The organism is Enterobacter cloacae complex sp. IR53030 (genome assembly GCF_049238365.1).
Lineage (GTDB): Bacteria > Pseudomonadota > Gammaproteobacteria > Enterobacterales > Enterobacteriaceae > Enterobacter > Enterobacter kobei.
Map to the genome: position 1 here is coordinate 1 of NZ_JBMKHA010000031.1, position 16,569 is coordinate 16,569.

Annotated in this window: 15 protein-coding genes; 8 read left to right on the forward strand and 7 right to left on the reverse strand. The window is 55.5% G+C overall.

Annotation, left to right across the window (positions count from 1 at the left end; genetic code table 11):
• Positions 1-35 precede the first annotated feature (35 nt).
• Entirely contained in the window at positions 36-1,238 is a 1,203-nt protein-coding gene (locus ACOTXR_RS22600) for an NAD(P)/FAD-dependent oxidoreductase (RefSeq protein ID WP_058690723.1), read from the reverse strand.
• Between the two features lie 228 nt (positions 1,239-1,466).
• Here ACOTXR_RS22600 and pitA point away from each other — a divergent pair, with 228 nt between their 5' ends.
• The gene (gene pitA / locus ACOTXR_RS22605) at positions 1,467-2,966 is read left to right on the forward strand and encodes an inorganic phosphate transporter PitA (protein ID WP_023337922.1); all 1,500 of its coding nucleotides are present in this window, start codon (positions 1,467-1,469) and stop codon (positions 2,964-2,966) included.
• Positions 2,967-3,019: 53 nt separating this feature from the next.
• On the opposite strand, the gene uspB is transcribed toward pitA, so the two are convergent.
• Positions 3,020-3,355 (reverse strand): universal stress protein UspB, encoded by a 336-nt coding sequence (gene uspB, locus ACOTXR_RS22610; protein ID WP_003861224.1) that lies wholly within the window; start codon positions 3,353-3,355, stop codon positions 3,020-3,022.
• A gap of 283 nt (positions 3,356-3,638) precedes the next feature.
• On the opposite strand from uspB, the gene uspA reads away from it, so the two are divergent.
• A complete protein-coding gene (gene uspA, locus ACOTXR_RS22615; protein WP_003861223.1) occupies positions 3,639-4,076 on the forward strand; it encodes a universal stress protein UspA in 438 nt (145 codons plus the stop codon).
• A 96-nt stretch (positions 4,077-4,172) separates the two neighbouring features.
• Here the strand turns inward: uspA and rsmJ are convergent, their stop codons facing one another.
• Positions 4,173-4,925, reverse strand: a complete 753-nt coding sequence (rsmJ, locus tag ACOTXR_RS22620; protein ID WP_045269647.1) for a 16S rRNA (guanine(1516)-N(2))-methyltransferase RsmJ — start codon at positions 4,923-4,925, stop codon at positions 4,173-4,175.
• Between the two features lie 6 nt (positions 4,926-4,931).
• Complete coding sequence (gene prlC, locus ACOTXR_RS22625) at positions 4,932-6,974, reverse strand: oligopeptidase A (protein ID WP_058690715.1); 2,043 nt, start codon at positions 6,972-6,974, stop codon at positions 4,932-4,934.
• A 206-nt stretch (positions 6,975-7,180) separates the two neighbouring features.
• Between prlC and ACOTXR_RS22630 the strand changes: the two genes are divergently transcribed.
• From ACOTXR_RS22630 to ACOTXR_RS22640, 3 genes are all read left to right on the forward strand, one after another.
• On the forward strand, positions 7,181-8,023 hold the full coding sequence (locus ACOTXR_RS22630; RefSeq protein WP_014885583.1) for a 23S rRNA (adenine(2030)-N(6))-methyltransferase RlmJ: 843 nt from the start codon (positions 7,181-7,183) through the stop codon (positions 8,021-8,023).
• Between the two features lie 71 nt (positions 8,024-8,094).
• Positions 8,095-9,447, forward strand: a complete 1,353-nt coding sequence (gene gorA, locus ACOTXR_RS22635; protein ID WP_023331526.1) for a glutathione-disulfide reductase — start codon at positions 8,095-8,097, stop codon at positions 9,445-9,447.
• Positions 9,448-9,632: 185 nt separating this feature from the next.
• Complete coding sequence (locus tag ACOTXR_RS22640; protein WP_014885585.1) at positions 9,633-11,282, forward strand: alpha,alpha-trehalase; 1,650 nt, start codon at positions 9,633-9,635, stop codon at positions 11,280-11,282.
• Positions 11,283-11,335: 53 nt separating this feature from the next.
• On the opposite strand, the gene ACOTXR_RS22645 is transcribed toward ACOTXR_RS22640, so the two are convergent.
• The gene (locus ACOTXR_RS22645; RefSeq protein WP_058690716.1) at positions 11,336-12,925 is read right to left on the reverse strand and encodes an STY4199 family HEPN domain-containing protein; all 1,590 of its coding nucleotides are present in this window, start codon (positions 12,923-12,925) and stop codon (positions 11,336-11,338) included.
• A gap of 146 nt (positions 12,926-13,071) precedes the next feature.
• On the opposite strand from ACOTXR_RS22645, the gene ACOTXR_RS22650 reads away from it, so the two are divergent.
• Together ACOTXR_RS22650 and ACOTXR_RS22655 are read left to right on the forward strand one after the other, a co-directional pair.
• Positions 13,072-13,611 (forward strand): GNAT family N-acetyltransferase, encoded by a 540-nt coding sequence (locus ACOTXR_RS22650; RefSeq protein ID WP_023337926.1) that lies wholly within the window; start codon positions 13,072-13,074, stop codon positions 13,609-13,611.
• Positions 13,612-13,682: 71 nt separating this feature from the next.
• Positions 13,683-14,021 (forward strand): lysozyme, encoded by a 339-nt coding sequence (locus ACOTXR_RS22655; RefSeq protein ID WP_045269644.1) that lies wholly within the window; start codon positions 13,683-13,685, stop codon positions 14,019-14,021.
• Here ACOTXR_RS22655 and ACOTXR_RS22660 read toward each other — a convergent pair.
• Both ACOTXR_RS22660 and ACOTXR_RS22665 read right to left on the reverse strand, forming a co-directional pair.
• The gene (locus ACOTXR_RS22660) at positions 14,000-14,602 is read right to left on the reverse strand and encodes a response regulator transcription factor (protein ID WP_014885589.1); all 603 of its coding nucleotides are present in this window, start codon (positions 14,600-14,602) and stop codon (positions 14,000-14,002) included. The genes ACOTXR_RS22655 and ACOTXR_RS22660 overlap by 22 nt on opposite strands.
• Before the next feature lie 173 nt (positions 14,603-14,775).
• The gene (locus ACOTXR_RS22665; RefSeq protein WP_023331529.1) at positions 14,776-15,534 is read right to left on the reverse strand and encodes an SDR family NAD(P)-dependent oxidoreductase; all 759 of its coding nucleotides are present in this window, start codon (positions 15,532-15,534) and stop codon (positions 14,776-14,778) included.
• 119 nt (positions 15,535-15,653) lie between these two features.
• Between ACOTXR_RS22665 and ACOTXR_RS22670 the strand changes: the two genes are divergently transcribed.
• Entirely contained in the window at positions 15,654-16,553 is a 900-nt protein-coding gene (locus ACOTXR_RS22670; protein ID WP_058690717.1) for a LysR family transcriptional regulator, read from the forward strand.
• The last annotated feature ends 16 nt before the right edge of the window (positions 16,554-16,569 follow it).

The window sequence follows — 16,569 nt, forward strand, 5'->3', positions numbered from 1 at the left end:
AGAATGGTTACAACTTTAGTGCTTTGTGTACAACTTTATTGTCCTCGGACATCGGCCAGCGCCTGCGCACACGCCCAGGCACTTGCCCACGCCCACTGGAAGTTATACCCGCCGAGCCAGCCGGTGACGTCCATCACTTCGCCGATAAAGTAGAGCCCCGGCACGTTGCGGGCTTCCATGGTGCGCGAGGAGAGTTCATTTGTATCAACGCCGCCCAGCGTCACTTCCGCCGTGCGGTACCCCTCGGTGCCGTTTGGCTGAACGCGCCAGTTTGTCAGCGTCTCCACCAGCGTCTCTTGCTCGCGGCTGTTCAATTGCTTAAGCGATACGTCCGGGATCTGCCCCAGCACCTGAAGGCACTCCACCAGACGTTTTGGCAGCTGCATCGCCAGCGTGTTTTTCAGGCTCTGATTCGGGTGCGCCTCGCGCTGCTCGTTGAGGAACGCGTCCAGGTCGCAGTCCGGCACCAGATTGACCGTGACAAATTCACCCGGCTGCCAGTAGCTGGAGATTTGCAGTACCGCCGGGCCAGAGAGCCCCCGATGGGTAAAGAGCAGGTTTTCACGGAATACCGTCCCGTCTTCGGCAGTCATGACGGAAGGAACGGAGACGCCAGAAAGCGTCTGAAGCTGTTCAAGAAGGGGTTTGTGCAGCGTGAACGGCACCAGACCCGCGCGCGTGGGCAGTACCTTAAGACCAAACTGCTCGGCAATCTTATAGCCGAACGGGGACGCGCCCAGACCCGGCATAGAGAGGCCACCGCTGGCGATGACCAGATTATCAGCACTGACGGTTTCACCGTTCAGCTGCAGCGTGTACCCCTGTTCGTCGCGGGCGACCTCCAGCACTTCCGTGCGCAGACGCATCACCACGCCGCCCTTCTCGCACTCGGCGACCAGCATATCGACAATCTGCTGCGCGGAGTCGTCGCAGAACAGCTGTCCCAGCGTCTTTTCATGCCACGCGATGCCGTGCTTGCCCACCAGGTCGATAAAGTCCCACTGGGTGTAACGCGCCAGTGCAGATTTGCAAAAATGACGGTTTTGGCTCAAATACGCCGCGGGTTCGACATAAAGATTGGTGAAGTTACAACGCCCGCCGCCCGACATCAGGATCTTGCGGCCAGGCTTTTTTCCGTTGTCCAGTAACAGCACACGACGACCCGCCTGTCCGGCCATCGCCGCACAAAACATACCCGCCGCACCGGCGCCAATTACCACGGCATCAAACCTTTCCACGTCAAAATCCTCTTCGTTAACTGCCGCGGATTGTAAAGTTTCCTCTGTGGTCACACCAGCGTAAAAAGTTCTTACAAAGCCATTCCATTGAAATTTAACGATTATCCCTTCAAGCACTTTTCTCAAATCAGGTGGTATGTCAAAAAAAGTCTATATTTCACTTTGCCCGTTGCGCATTTGTCCTGGATAATGCGCCGCGTTCATGTCCTCAAAATGGCGTAACGTCCTATGCTACATTTGTTTGCCGGCCTGGATTTACATACCGGGCTTTTATTATTGCTTGCTCTGGTTTTTGTACTGTTTTACGAAGCGATCAACGGCTTCCACGACACTGCAAACGCAGTAGCAACGGTTATCTACACTCGCGCAATGCGATCGCAACTTGCGGTTGTTATGGCGGCGGTATTTAACTTTTTTGGTGTCCTTCTGGGCGGACTGAGCGTGGCGTATGCGATCGTGCATATGTTGCCAACGGATCTGCTGCTTAACGTGAGTTCCGGTCATGGCCTTGCCATGGTGTTCTCAATGCTGCTTGCTGCCATTATCTGGAACCTCGGTACCTGGTATTTTGGCCTGCCTGCATCCAGCTCTCACACTCTCATCGGCGCGATTATCGGTATCGGGTTAACGAACGCCCTGATGACCGGGACATCCGTCGTTGATGCGCTGAACCTGCCTAAAGTACTGGGCATTTTCGGTTCTCTGATCATCTCTCCAATTGTGGGTCTGGTGGTTGCGGGTGGATTGATTTTCATCCTGCGTCGCTACTGGAGCAACACCAAGAAACGTGCGCGCATCCACCTGACGCCAGCAGAGCGTGAGAAGAAAGACGGTAAGAAAAAACCGCCATTCTGGACGCGTATCGCGCTGATCATTTCCGCTATCGGCGTGGCCTTCTCTCATGGCGCGAACGATGGGCAGAAAGGCATTGGTCTGGTGATGCTGGTACTGATCGGTGTCGCACCGGCAGGTTTCGTGGTTAACATGAACGCGTCTGGTTACGAAATCACCCGTACCCGTGATGCCGTCAACAACGTTGAGACCTATTTCCAGCAGCATCCCGATCTGCTGAAAAAAGCGACCGGCGTTGATCAGCTGATCCCATCTCCGGAAGCCGGTGCAACTACCGCGCCGGGCGAATTCCACTGCCATCCGGCAAACGCGATTAACGCGCTGGAACGCGCCAAAGGCATGCTGGGCGATATCGAAAGCTACGACAAACTGGCCGTTGAACAGCGTGGTCAGCTGCGTCGTATCATGCTCTGCATCTCTGACGTGACCGATAAAGTCGCGAAACTGCCAGAGGTGAATGCCGACGACAAACGTCTTCTGAAGAAACTGAAAAGCGATATGCTCAACACCATTGAGTACGCGCCAATCTGGATCATCATGGCCGTCGCGCTGGCACTGGGTATCGGTACAATGATTGGCTGGCGTCGTGTGGCAACCACCATCGGCGAGAAGATCGGTAAGAAAGGCATGACCTATGCGCAGGGGATGTCCGCGCAGATGACGGCGGCGGTTTCTATCGGCCTGGCGAGCTACACCGGGATGCCGGTATCCACCACCCACGTACTCTCCTCGTCCGTGGCAGGTACCATGATTGTTGACGGTGGCGGTCTGCAGCGCAAAACCGTGACCAACATCCTGATGGCCTGGGTGTTCACCCTTCCGGCGTCCATCCTGCTGTCTGGTGGTCTGTACTGGATTTCGCTGAAGCTGATCTAATCAGCTGAAGGCGACAAAAAGCGGGTCAGGAAACTGACCCGCTTTTTTTATGCTCAGTGCCAAATCATCAATGCAATCATACTGACCACAACCAGCCCGCACAGGGCGCTGGTCAGAATGAACTGCCGACGCAGACGCTCGCAGCGACGGATAAACTCTTCATCGTGATGATCGCGGTAACGCTGGTAGTAGATGTATCCCACCAGTCGCATCTGTTTGCTGGGCTGTCCATGCGAGGTGAAGAACCCTCCACCGTCCACATACTGATAAAGCAACGGATCGCAACCACGAAGTACCACTAACAGCGCACGTAACGATGAGAAGTAGCGCGCCATATTCACTATGCAAACTACGCATAACGCCCAAAACAATGCGACGGTGCTAATCATACATCCTCCCCGGCGTCCGCCCACGGAGCAAAGCTCCTGAGCTCCCGCACCCCAATGCCCTGACAGACAGTTCAGTGAAAGAATGACCAAAAGTCGATCCGGTTCGCGTTTTAATATCCGAACGGCTCATTAAATAGTGTAGGAGATCCGTTAATTTTTTTGCCACAAGGTTAATCGTTATCAACACCAAAGCTTGAAAAATATGTTTTACTGGGCCGTAATGAAAGTATCAGACGACGGCATTCTCATTTAGTCATCGATAACTTAAGGAAGGAGTAACACTATGGCTTACAAACACATTCTCATCGCGGTAGACCTCTCTCCGGAGAGCAAAGTGCTGGTTGATAAAGCGGTATCCATGGCACGCCCCTACAACGCGAAAGTTTCCCTGATTCACGTTGATGTGAATTACTCCGACCTCTATACCGGTCTGATCGACGTGAATCTCGGCGATATGCAGAAGCGCATCTCCGAAGAGACGCATCACGCCCTGAGCGAACTGTCCACCAACGCGGGCTACCCGATTACCGAGACCCTGAGCGGCAGCGGCGACCTGGGTCAGGTATTGGTTGATGCGATTAAGAAATATGACATGGACCTGGTCGTATGCGGTCACCACCAGGACTTCTGGAGCAAGCTGATGTCGTCCGCGCGCCAGCTGATCAACACCGTTCACGTGGATATGCTGATTGTTCCACTGCGTGACGAAGAAGACGAGTAAGTGCGTTAAATTCCCCTCACCCTAACCCTCTCCCAGAGGGAGAAGGAATAGATCGAGGATGTAGGCCGGGTAAGGCGAAGCCGCCACCCGGCTTTTTTATTCCGGTGTACCTGAATAGATATCAAACCGGTGCCCTTTCGTGGTCACCGCGTTAGTCGTGGCCACGTCCGCCAGCGGCGGCGCGTAGTCAGGGCGCTTCACCACCACCCGCTTCGTCGCGAGCTGTCTGGCAGGCTCCAGCAGACCATCTGCATCTAAATCCGGCCCCACCAGCGACTGAAACACCCGCATCTCTTTCTTCACCAGCGCACTTTTCTGCTTATGCGGGAACATCGGGTCGAGATAGACCACCTGCGGGCGCGGGGTGATATCAGTGAGCGCCGTCAGGCTGGAGGCGTGGATCAACTGCAACCGCTCCTGCAGCCACGGGCCGATTTCCGGGTCCGCGTAGCCACGCGTCAGCCCGTCGTCGAGCAATGCGGCGACCACCGGGTTACGCTCCAGCATTCGCACACGACAGCCAACAGACGCCAGCACAAACGCATCGCGACCCAGCCCCGCCGTGGCATCGACCACGTCCGGAAGATAGTTCCCTTTAATGCCCACCGCTTTGGCCACCGCCTCGCCGCGACCGCCGCCGAACTTGCGCCGGTGCGCCATCGCACCGCCGACAAAATCGACAAAAATCCCGCCGAGTTTCGGTTCGTCGCGCTTACGTAATTCAAGATGCTCCGGTGTCATCACCAGCGCCATCAGGTTATCTTCATCGTGCTCCAGCCCCCAACGGGCCGCCAGAACAGATAAGGCGCCGTCTCCGGCGCCTGTTTCATCCACTAAGCAGATTTTCACGAACTATCAGCCTTTGATCCCGTAATGCTCAAGCATCGCATCCAGCTGCGGCTCGCGGCCACGGAAGCGTTTGAACAGTACCATTGGCTCCTCAGAACCGCCGCGGGTCAGGATGTTATCGAGGAACGACTGGCCGGTTTCACGGTTGAAGATCCCCTCTTCTTCGAAGCGGGAGAAAGCATCCGCTGCCAGCACGTCGGCCCACAGGTAGCTGTAGTAACCTGCCGCATAGCCGCCTGCGAAGATGTGACTGAACGCATGCGGGAAGCGTCCCCAGGTTGGCCCAGGGATCACAGCAACCTGCTTTTTAATCTCGGCCAGCGTTTCGAGGATTTTCGCCCCTTGTTCAGGGCTAAACTCGGCGTGCAGACGGAAATCAAACAGGCCGAACTCCAGTTGACGCAGGATGAACATCGCTGCCTGGTAGTTCTTGGCCGCCAGCATTTTATCCAGCAGCTCTTTCGGCAACGGTTCGCCGGTCTCATAGTGACCAGAGATAAACGCCAGCGCGTCCGGCTCCCAGCACCAGTTTTCAATAAACTGGCTTGGCAGCTCGACCGCATCCCACGGTACCCCGCTGATGCCAGCCACGCCTGCGGTTTCGATGCGGGTCAGCATGTGATGCAGACCGTGACCGAACTCGTGGAACAGGGTGATCACTTCGTCGTGAGTGAACAGCGCAGGTTTGCCATTCACCGGACGGTTAAAGTTACAGGTCAGGTAAGCGACCGGTTTTTGCAGAGAACCGTCGGCTTTACGCATCTGGCCGACGCAGTCATCCATCCACGCTCCGCCGCGCTTATTCTCACGCGCGTAGAGATCAAGGTAGAAGCTACCGCGCAGCTCATTCTTGTCGTCATACAATTCGAAGAAGCGCACGTCCGGATGCCAGACGTCGATATCGGTTCGCTCTTTTGCAGTGATGCCGTAGATGCGCTTCACCACTTCGAACAGGCCGTTAACGGCTTTATTTTCCGGGAAGTACGGGCGCAGCTGCTCGTCGCTGATGCTGTAAAGATGCTGCTTCTGTTTTTCGCTGTAGTACGCAATATCCCACGGCTGCAGCTCGTCCACGCCGAACTCCGCTTTCGCAAAAGCACGCAGCTGAGCCAGCTCTTTCTCACCCTGAGGACGGGCGCGTTTTGCCAGATCGGTCAGGAAGTCGAGCACCTGCTGTGGGTTCTCCGCCATTTTGGTGGCGAGGGATTTGTCGGCGTAGTTTTCGAAGCCCAGCAGCTGTGCCAGCTCGTGACGCAGGGCGAGGATTTCCGCCATCACCGGGCTGTTGTCCCACTTACCGGCATTCGGCCCCTGATCGGAGGCGCGCGTGCTGTAGGCGCGGTACATCTCTTCACGCAGTGCCTGGTTGTCGCAGTAGGTCATTACCGGCAGGTAGCTTGGGATATCCAGCGTTAACAGATAGCCTTCCTGCTCTTTCGCTTCGGCCTGCGCTTTCGCTGCTGCCAGCGCGCTTTCCGGCATCCCGGCCAGCTCGGATTCATCGGTAATCAGCTTCGTCCAGCCCATGGTGGCGTCGAGGACGTTGTTGCTGTACTGGTTGCCCAGCTCGGACAGGCGCGCGGCGATTTCACCGTAGCGAACCTGCTTCTCTTTTGGCAGACCAATCCCGGACAGCTCGAAATCACGCAGGGCGTTATCGACCGATTTTTTCTGCGCCGTGTTCAGCTCGGCGTAATGGTCGCCGTCACGCAGATCGCGATACGCTTTGTACAGCCCTTCGTGTTGGCCGACCCAGGTGCTGTACTCCGAGAGCAGCGGCAGGGTTTGTTCATAGGCCTCGCGCAGTTCCGGGCTGTTTTTCACCGAGTTCAGGTGGCTTACCGGGGAAAAGATACGTCCCAGCACGTCGTCCACTTCGGCCAGCGGCTGACACAGATTTTCCCAGGTGTACGGCGCGCCCTGCGCCACCACGCTTTCTACCGCCGCGCGGCAGTTGTCCAGCGATTGCGTAACGGCTGGAACCACATGCTCAGGGAGGATTTTAGAAAACGGCGGCAACGAAAAAGGCGTCAGTAATGGATTGGTCATAAACGCTGTCCTGTTGAAATAGGTGAATGAAGCGCGCATCTGGCGCTGTGCATATCATTAATTAATGGGGTTAAGTGTAGAGGATTTCAATGCCGGACGTCGTGGAAAAGCGCCCGGTGGCGCTGCGCTTACCGGGCCTGCGGGTAATCTGTGCCGTTCTGCTGTAAACTGTGGCAAATCGTCAATTCAGCGGAAAATCATTACCCATGCTCAGTTATCGCCACAGCTTCCACGCTGGCAACCATGCCGACGTCCTCAAACACACCGTTCAGAGCCTGATCATTGAATCGCTCAAAGAGAAAGAGAAGCCGTTTCTCTATCTGGACACCCACGCGGGCGCGGGCCGTTATCAGCTGAGCGGCGAGCATGCCGAGCGTACCGGTGAATATCTGGAAGGGATCGCCCGCATCTGGCAGCAGGACGACCTGCCAGCCGAACTGGAACCGTACATCGGCGTGGTGAACCACTTCAACCGCAACGGCCAGCTGCGCTACTACCCAGGCTCACCGCTGATTGCCCGCCAGCTGCTGCGCGAGCAGGACAGCATTCAGCTGACCGAACTGCATCCGAGCGATTTCCCGCTGTTGCGCTCTGAATTTCAGAAAGATAACCGCGCCCGCGTGGAAAAAGCCGACGGCTACCAGCAGCTGAAAGCCAAACTGCCGCCCGTTTCCCGCCGCGGCCTGGTGCTGATCGATCCGCCGTATGAAATCAAAACCGACTATCAGGCGGTGGTGACCGGCATCCACGAAGGCTACAAACGTTTTGCCACCGGCACTTACGCCCTGTGGTACCCGGTGGTGCTGCGCGCGCAAATCAAACGCATGATCAAAGATCTGGAAGCGACCGGGATCCGCAAAATCCTCCAGATTGAGCTGGCCGTGCGCCCGGACAGCGACCAGCGCGGCATGACCGCCTCCGGCATGATTGTGATTAACCCGCCGTGGAAGCTCGAAGCGCAGATGAACAACGTACTGCCGTGGCTGCACAAAACGCTGGTGCCTGCGGGTACAGGCCACGCCACCGTCAGTTGGATCGTGCCGGAGTAATCGCAGCCATCGGTGGAAACTATTGATTTCAGGTATACAATCGCGGCAATTCACGATTAAGGATAAAAGCTATGACTAAGCATTATGACTACATCGCAATCGGCGGCGGCAGCGGCGGCATCGCCTCCATCAACCGCGCGGCCATGTATGGCCAGAAATGTGCGCTGATCGAAGCTAAAGCGCTGGGCGGCACCTGCGTGAACGTGGGTTGTGTACCGAAGAAGGTGATGTGGCACGCGGCGCAAATCCGTGAAGCTATCCATATGTACGGCCCGGATTACGGCTTTGATACCACCCTCAATCACTTTGACTGGGACAAGCTGATCGCCAGCCGTACCGCCTACATCGACCGTATTCACACCTCCTACGACAACGTGCTGGGTAAGAACAACGTCGATGTGATCCACGGCTTTGCCCGCTTTGTGGATGCGAAAACGATCGAAGTGAACGGTGAGACGATCACCGCCGATCATATCCTGATCGCCACCGGCGGTCGTCCGAGCCACCCGGACATTCCGGGCGTGGAATACGGCATCGACTCAGACGGTTTCTTTGAACTGCCTGCGCTGCCTAAGCGCGTTGCCGTGGTTGGCGCGGGTTACATTGCGGTAGAGCTGGCGGGCGTGATCAACGGCCTGGGTGCGGAAGCGCACCTGTTTGTGCGTAAACACGCGCCGCTGCGCAGCTTTGACCCGCTGATTGTCGAGACGCTGGTTGAAGTCATGAACGCTGAAGGCCCAACACTCCACACCCACGCGGTGCCGAAAGCGGTAGTGAAAAATGCGGACGGCAGCCTGACGCTGGAGCTGGAAGATGGCCGCAGCCAGACCGTCGACTGCCTGATCTGGGCGATTGGTCGTGAACCAGCGAATGACAACTTTAACCTGGCCGTGACCGGCGTGAAAACCGACGAAAAAGGTTATATCGTCGTCGATAAGTTCCAGAACACCAGCGTACCGGGCATTTACGCAGTCGGCGATAACACCGGTGCCGTAGAGCTGACCCCGGTTGCCGTTGCGGCGGGACGTCGTCTCTCCGAACGTCTGTTTAACAACAAGCCTGACGAGCATCTCGATTACACCAACATCCCGACCGTGGTCTTCAGCCATCCGCCCATCGGCACCGTTGGCTTAACCGAGCCGCAGGCGCGCGAGCAGTATGGCGACGACCAGGTGAAAGTGTATAAATCCGCGTTCACCGCGATGTATACCGCCGTCACCTCTCACCGTCAGCCATGCCGCATGAAGCTGGTCTGCGTGGGCCCGGACGAGAAGATTGTGGGTATCCACGGCATTGGCTTCGGCATGGATGAGATCCTGCAGGGCTTCGCCGTGGCGCTGAAAATGGGCGCGACCAAGAAAGACTTCGACAACACCGTGGCAATCCATCCGACCGCCGCGGAAGAATTTGTTACCATGCGTTAAGGCAGAAGCCCCTCCCCGGAGGGGCTTTTTTTATTCACATTCATAAATCGTTGCAAAACGAATGCTCCGAAAATAGTGATCTACCGCACATTTCCCTCCCCATCTACCGAAGCGAATGTCTACGCTTATAAGACGCCCGGAAAAAAACTGTCTTTAAGTACACACAACCGGAGGTCCCTATCACCATGTTCAACCAGAAACTACAGGCTACCGAGAATATCGAATTCGAGATCGCAGAAGAGCTGCGCTACGAGACCGATCCCTGCGAGTTGAAACTGGATGAAATGATTGAGGCGGAGCCGGAACCCGAAATGATCGAGGGGCTACCCGCCTCCGATGCCCTGACGCCCGCCGATCGCTATCTGGAACTGTTCGAGCATGTTCAGTCAACACGCCTGTTCGCGGACAGCAAAACCTTCCCTGACTGCGCGCCGAAGATGGACCCGCTGGATATCCTGATCCGCTATCGTAAAGTGAAACGTCACCGGGATTTCGACCTGCGCCAGTTTGTAGAGAACCACTTCTGGCTACCGGCCACCTACGGCACGGAATATGTTTCTGACCCCGGTCTGTCGCTAAAAGAGCACATTGACAGCCTGTGGCCGGTGCTGACGCGCGAACCGCAGGACCATATCCCCTGGTCCTCTCTGCTGGTGTTACCGCAGGCCTATATTGTGCCCGGCGGGCGATTCAGTGAGACCTATTACTGGGACTCCTATTTCTCCATGCTGGGGCTGGCGGAGAGCGGACGTAACGACCTGCTGAAGTGTATGGCGGATAACTTCGCGTGGCTGATCGAACGCTACGGGCATATCCCAAACGGTAACCGTACCTATTACCTCAGCCGCTCTCAGCCGCCGGTCTTTGCCCTGATGGTCGAGTTGTTTGAAGAGGACGGGGTACGCGGCGCGAAGCGTTACCTTGAGCACCTCAAGATGGAGCACGCCTTCTGGATGGACGGTGCCGAGTCGCTGCTGCTTAATCAGGCCTATCGCAGCGCGGTACGTATGCCGGATGGATCATTGCTCAACCGCTACTGGGACGACCGCGACACGCCCCGGGACGAATCGTGGATTGAGGACGTAGAAACGGCCCGTCACTCCGGACGTCCGCCAAACGAAGTGTATCGTGACTTGCGCGCGGGTGCAGCCTCAGGCTGGGATTACTCCTCCCGCTGGCTGCGTGAGCCTGGCCGACTGGCCAGCATTCGCACCACGCAGTTTATCCCGATCGATTTGAATGCCTTCCTTTTCAAGCTGGAGAGTACTATCGCCAATATCTCGGCGTCGAAAGGGGATAAAGAGACCGCTGAACTGTTCCATCAGAAGGCCAGCGATCGCCGCGCCGCGATTAACCGCTACCTCTGGGATGAAGAAAGCGGCTGCTATCGCGACTATGACTGGCGCCGCGAAGTGATGGCGCTGTTCTCTGCGGCGAGCATTGTGCCGCTGTACGTCGGTATGGCCACGCATGAACAGGCCGATCGACTGTCGGATGCGGTGAAAACGCGACTGCTGACGCCGGGCGGGATTCTGGCAACCGAGTATGAAACCGGCGAGCAATGGGATAAACCCAACGGCTGGGCCCCGCTGCAGTGGATGGCCATTCAGGGGTTCAAGCAGTATGGCAATGACTCACTGGGCGATGAGATCGCCTGGAGCTGGCTGCAGACGGTGAATCATTTTTATAAGACCCACCACAAGCTGATTGAGAAGTATCATATCGCCAGCAGTACGCCACGCGAGGGTGGCGGGGGTGAGTATCCCCTTCAGGACGGCTTCGGCTGGACCAACGGCGTAGTGCGACGGCTGATAGGGTTGTATGGGGAGCCTTGAGTGGGGTGCGGTCTGGTGCCCTCACCCCGGCCCTCTCCCATAGGGTAAAGGGTTCAGCGAATCACCTCATAAATGGCAGTCTGAATAGACTGCCATTTTTTCGTGGTGGCATCCGGTTGCGACTGCGCACGCCGCGTAGCCATATCCAGATCGTGCTGCTGGCGCTTCACCACGGCGGGCACGGTGCAGAACGCTTTGAGATACGCTTTACGCACTGAGGTCAGGGATTCACCGTTCGACATCGCGTGGCTGAGCGTGTTGATAAAGCGACGGCATGGCTTCTCTTCCGTCATGTTCCGTCGGTAGCGCAGCATGAGCTCCAGCACGTCGTCATGGCCTGCCGACATCGCCTCTTCGGTCCATGACAGCTTCCAGTCCATCCCGCCCTGCAAAAAGAGCTGCGCGACACGAGTATCGTTGCGGTTAATCGCTGAACGGAAATTATTGTCGTCCCAGGTCACCCCCATGCGGGTCAGCGTCTCGCGCGCAGAAGGGGTTTCGCGCATATCTTTCGGCGGAGCCGCTTGCGCAGTGTGTTCGGCCGACGACTGCGGTTTGCTGCTGGTCACCAGCCAGAAGCCGCCCACCAGGATGGCGATTACCATCACGCCAACCGCGCCCCATAACGCACCGGAGATAAGCTGCTCACGCTGTTCGGGCGTGCGCGGCGCGCGCTGGGTCGGCTTTTCAATCGTGTCACGAACCTCAAACAGATCGCCACCGGTAACCCGATCCATTTTCTGCGCCTTTTCCCAGAAAGTGTGCAGTTCACTGGCGTCCACCGCCATCAATCCGGCCGGGTTGACGCGCGTTCTCCCCTCTTCGAATGCACGTTGAACCGGTCGGGAAATCTGCATGTAGTAGTTATCCAGCAGCTGAATTTGCGCCGAACTTAACGTTTTCTGAACCGTGATGTTGTTGCGAATTTGCCGAATATCATCAAGGAAGGTTTGCAGTGTTTTACGCGGTTCTACCAGGAGCGTCAGCATGGCAGGATCGTTAAACAGCGAGGCGTAATACCGGCTGAACTCTTTTTTATCCACCAGCATCTGCGCCAGTTCACTGAACATCATCCCACTCAGGATATCGTTGATCTCCCCGAGCTTCAGCCAGCGTCTTACCCGGTCGGCATTAAATAAGGTCTTAAGATGATTATTGAGCCGCACCTGATCGGGCCAGGCCTGCTGAATAAGTCCTTTAATCATCAGCTCAATGGCGCGAACCTGCTTGTGCGCCTGCTGTTGCTGCAGTTCGCTACCCGTTGCCAGCTCCGTGCTGTAAGTCAGCAACGGTTGCTGCAAACGAAGAAGTTCCAGCGTGGTCACAAAGCGCATCGCCGCAATCAGCTGGTTTTCGCTGACATCCTGCCCGCTTTCATACTGTGGAACGCGCTGCTGCAGCAGGCGCAGCTGCAGCGTAAATTCCGACATCTCGGCATCATTCAGATTGAGCGTCTTCGCAACGGCTGCCCATCCCCCGAGCGCTAAACGTGCGCTATCCAGTTGTTCCAGGAGCCAGCGTGGATCTTTTCCCTCAGAAACATGTACATTCAGGAGAAGCAAAATTTCAACCGACGCCTGGCGAATGACCGCCAGACAGTGTTCAAACTGTTCGCGAATATGATGTGATGTGCTGAGAGTCATTGTTTTCCTTAAGCGACAACGAAGACATCAGGAATGGGCACTTATGGCCATTTTTCTTTTATTTATACATGCTTAACCATACCTGACTTTCTGTTGAAATAAAGTGACAACCCTAAAATCATTAAAAATGTTTCAGGAGAATCTTAATGCCGGTTTTAATGACTTCACGCCTGAACTGCTCGCCTCTGCAGGAGCATGACTGGCCCTTTTTTCTGGCGTTGCAGCAACATCCTGACGTGATGCGCTTTGTGGCGGAAAACCGTCCCGTTGCCGCAATTCGTGAGGCGTTTGATTCTCGTCTGCCCCTCTGGACGCCGGGCAGCACGCACTGGCTGTGTCTCGTCGTCCGTGATGCCACCTCTCAGGCACCGCTGGGCGTGACCGGGTATATTCATCGTGAGGACGATTGCGCTGAAGTGGGCTTTCTTTTTGCACCCGAGGCGCAGGGGAAAGGTTACGGTTTCGAATCCCTGCAGGCGCTTTGCGATTACGCCTTTCGTGAGGGCGGACTACGTCGGCTCACCGCCACCGTCACGGCGGGAAATGTCGCCTCCAGACGTCTGCTGGAAAAAGCCCACTTTCGTCTGGAGGGGGAGCTTCGCGAGAGCTATTACCTTTCCGGACGCTGGCAAAATGACTGGTTATTGGGTTTATTGCGGCATGAATATCTGAACCATAACGCCTGATCAACAGCCATTTGGCGGATATTTTTCATTGTTCAATTCCTCTACAGTATCGCCATTACGAGGAAATGAATATGAAAGGTCATACGCTGAATATCTCTTATGCCGCCATTGATTTAATAAAGAAGCATCAGGGGCTTTCACTGGAGAAATATCGTGATGAAAATGGTTTATGGGTGATCGGCTATGGACATGCGATCCATGAGGAGGACAATTTTCACGGAGGCATTACTCCGCTTCAGGCAGAATGTTTGCTTCAGGAAGATATTCAGTTATGTGAGAGGCTGCTGCGGGAAAATATAACACGCCCATTAACCCAACAGCAGCATGATGCATTGGTAGTATTGATATTCAGTTTCGCCGAGACGCCTTCACGTCTGAACGCGCTGTATCAGGCTATCGCCCGGGTATAGTACATGGCCGCCTGGGTCCGGTTTTTCACCTCCAGCCGCCGAAAAAGTGCTTCCAGATGCGCTTTTACCGTGGCCGCGCTGATGTTGAGATTGCGGCCAATCTCTTTATTTGACTCCCCCGCAGCCAGCAGTTTGAGTACCTCGCGCTGACGCTCGCTTAAACAGAGTAACGGCTGCGCTGATGATTGCTGGCTAACCCACTCCCCGGGAAAGCAGACCATCCCTCTCGACACGGAATCCAGCACGGCGGCAAACCGTTCGGGGTTAGCGTTACGGGGGATAATGGCCATCACGTTTCGCTGCATGAGCTGCTCAACCCATCTGGCCTCTTTTCTTGCCAGAACCATAATCACCCGTATCGCCGGGAAGGAATCCATAAGCTCTTCCAGGAAAGCACTCTCCTCTTCCTGGATCAAATTGCCGTCAATCATCACGATAGCAGACGGTGAAGCAGATATTTGCCCCCATAAATCGTCCGCCTGACAAGCGCCCGTTATATTTATTTCAGGAATTAACTCCTGCAGACCGTGTATCGCTCCATGAATAAATATCGACTGCCTGTCAAACATGATTACTCGCATCGTTTTTCTCCCTCTGAGAATAGCGAAGGGGGATTCTACAGAGGCAGTATTTAAGAAAAAACTCAATGAATGGAGAGGTTACAAATCCGCGAGTGGTTTTTATATTTGCCCGTACTTTGACACATCAGTTTTAAGGATTTCCTTAAGGGGTTCCCTCCCCTTAACAGCAGGCCTCACAGGAACATACCGCCTGACACCTCAATACGTTGCGCATTCATCCAGCCCAGCTTATCGCTGAGCAGTGCCGCGATGGCATCGCCGATATCGTCCGGCAACCCCACCCGCCCCAGCGCCGTCTGTGATGCCAGCATCTGATTAAGCTGCGCGTTGTCGCGAACGCGTCCACCGCCAAAGTCGGTTTCTATCGCGCCCGGCGCGATAATATTGACGGAGATACCACGCGCACCCAGCTCCTTCGCCTGATAGCGGGTCAACACTTCCATCGCCCCTTTCATCGCTGCATAGGTACCGGAGCCTGGCTGGGTAAATCGGGCCAGCCCGCTGGAGACGTTGAGGATCCGGCCTCCGTCATTCAGCAGAGGCAGCAGGCGCTGTGTCAGGAAGAAAGGCCCTTTGAAATGAATATTCATCGCCTCATCAAACTGGGCTTCCGTTGTGTCGGTATAGGGTGCATATAAACCCGTCCCGGCATTGTTCAATAAATAATCAAAGGTGTCGCGTTGCCAGACGGTCTTAAGGATTTCCTGAAGCTGCTGAGCAAACTTATCGAAGCTGGCAATATCACCGACGTTGAGCTGTAATGCTGCAGCATTCACGCCTTTTTCCTGAATTTCGCGAACAACCTCCAGCGCGTCCTGCTGATTGCTGTGGTACGTCAGAACAATTCCCGTTCCGTCTGCCGCCAGCTTCAACGCCGCGTTTTTACCCAAACCACGGCTACCACCCGTCACTAATGCGATACGTTCAGTCATCATAAACCTCGTTTTGGCTGTTATGGAGATTGAGAAAGAGCTTATTAGGTGATAGAAGATCAATAAAGAGGGTTTAAAACGCTTCACTGTTTCAACAGCAACAACAATGAGCTTCATCTATGGATAAAATTCACGCAATGCAGCTGTTTGTGCGCGTCGCGGAACTGGAAAGTTTTTCCCGTGCTGCAGAAACCTTAACGCTGCCGAAAGGCAGCGTTTCGCGGCAAATTCAGGCCCTTGAAAACCGCCTTGGCACCCAGCTGTTGCACCGGACCACGCGTCGCGTCAGCCTGACGCAGGACGGCATGGTCTATTACGAACGGGCAAAAGATCTGCTGGCAAACCTTGATGAACTGGACGGACTGTTTCAGCACGATCCCTCCACCATAAGCGGAAGGCTGCGCGTGGATATGCCCGTCGGCGTTGCTCGAAATTTAGTCATCCCCAGACTGCCGACTTTTTTGCAGCAGTACCCGGGTATTGAACTGGAACTCAGCAGCAGCGATCGTCTGGTGGATGTGATTCGCGAAGGGTTTGATTGCGTGGTCCGCGTGGGTTCCCTGAAAGATTCAGGGTTAATTGCCCGGCCGCTGGGGAAACTGACGATAATTAACTGTGCCAGTCCGGATTATCTGGCGCGTTTTGGCTACCCTGAAACGCTGGATGATTTGGGCTCACACGCGGTGATTCACTACGCCGCCATGCTGGGTACCCGTCCGCAGGGCTTTGAATTTTATAACGGCAGTGCAACGCAGTGGATAAAGACGGGCGGCGTATTAACCGTCAACAGCACGGAAACCTATCAGGCGGCCTGCCTTGCCGGGCTGGGCATCATTCAGGTTCCACGTGTTGGGGTACGTGATTTACTGCGGACGAAAAAACTGATTGAGATCCTCCCGCAATATCGCGCGGAACCGATGCCCGTGTCCCTGATTTATCCCCATCGCCGCAACCTCTCCCGTCGGGTACATCTGTTCATGGAGTGGCTGACCGAACTCACAAAAGCTTACGTGGATTAGTCGCAAGCTATAATTC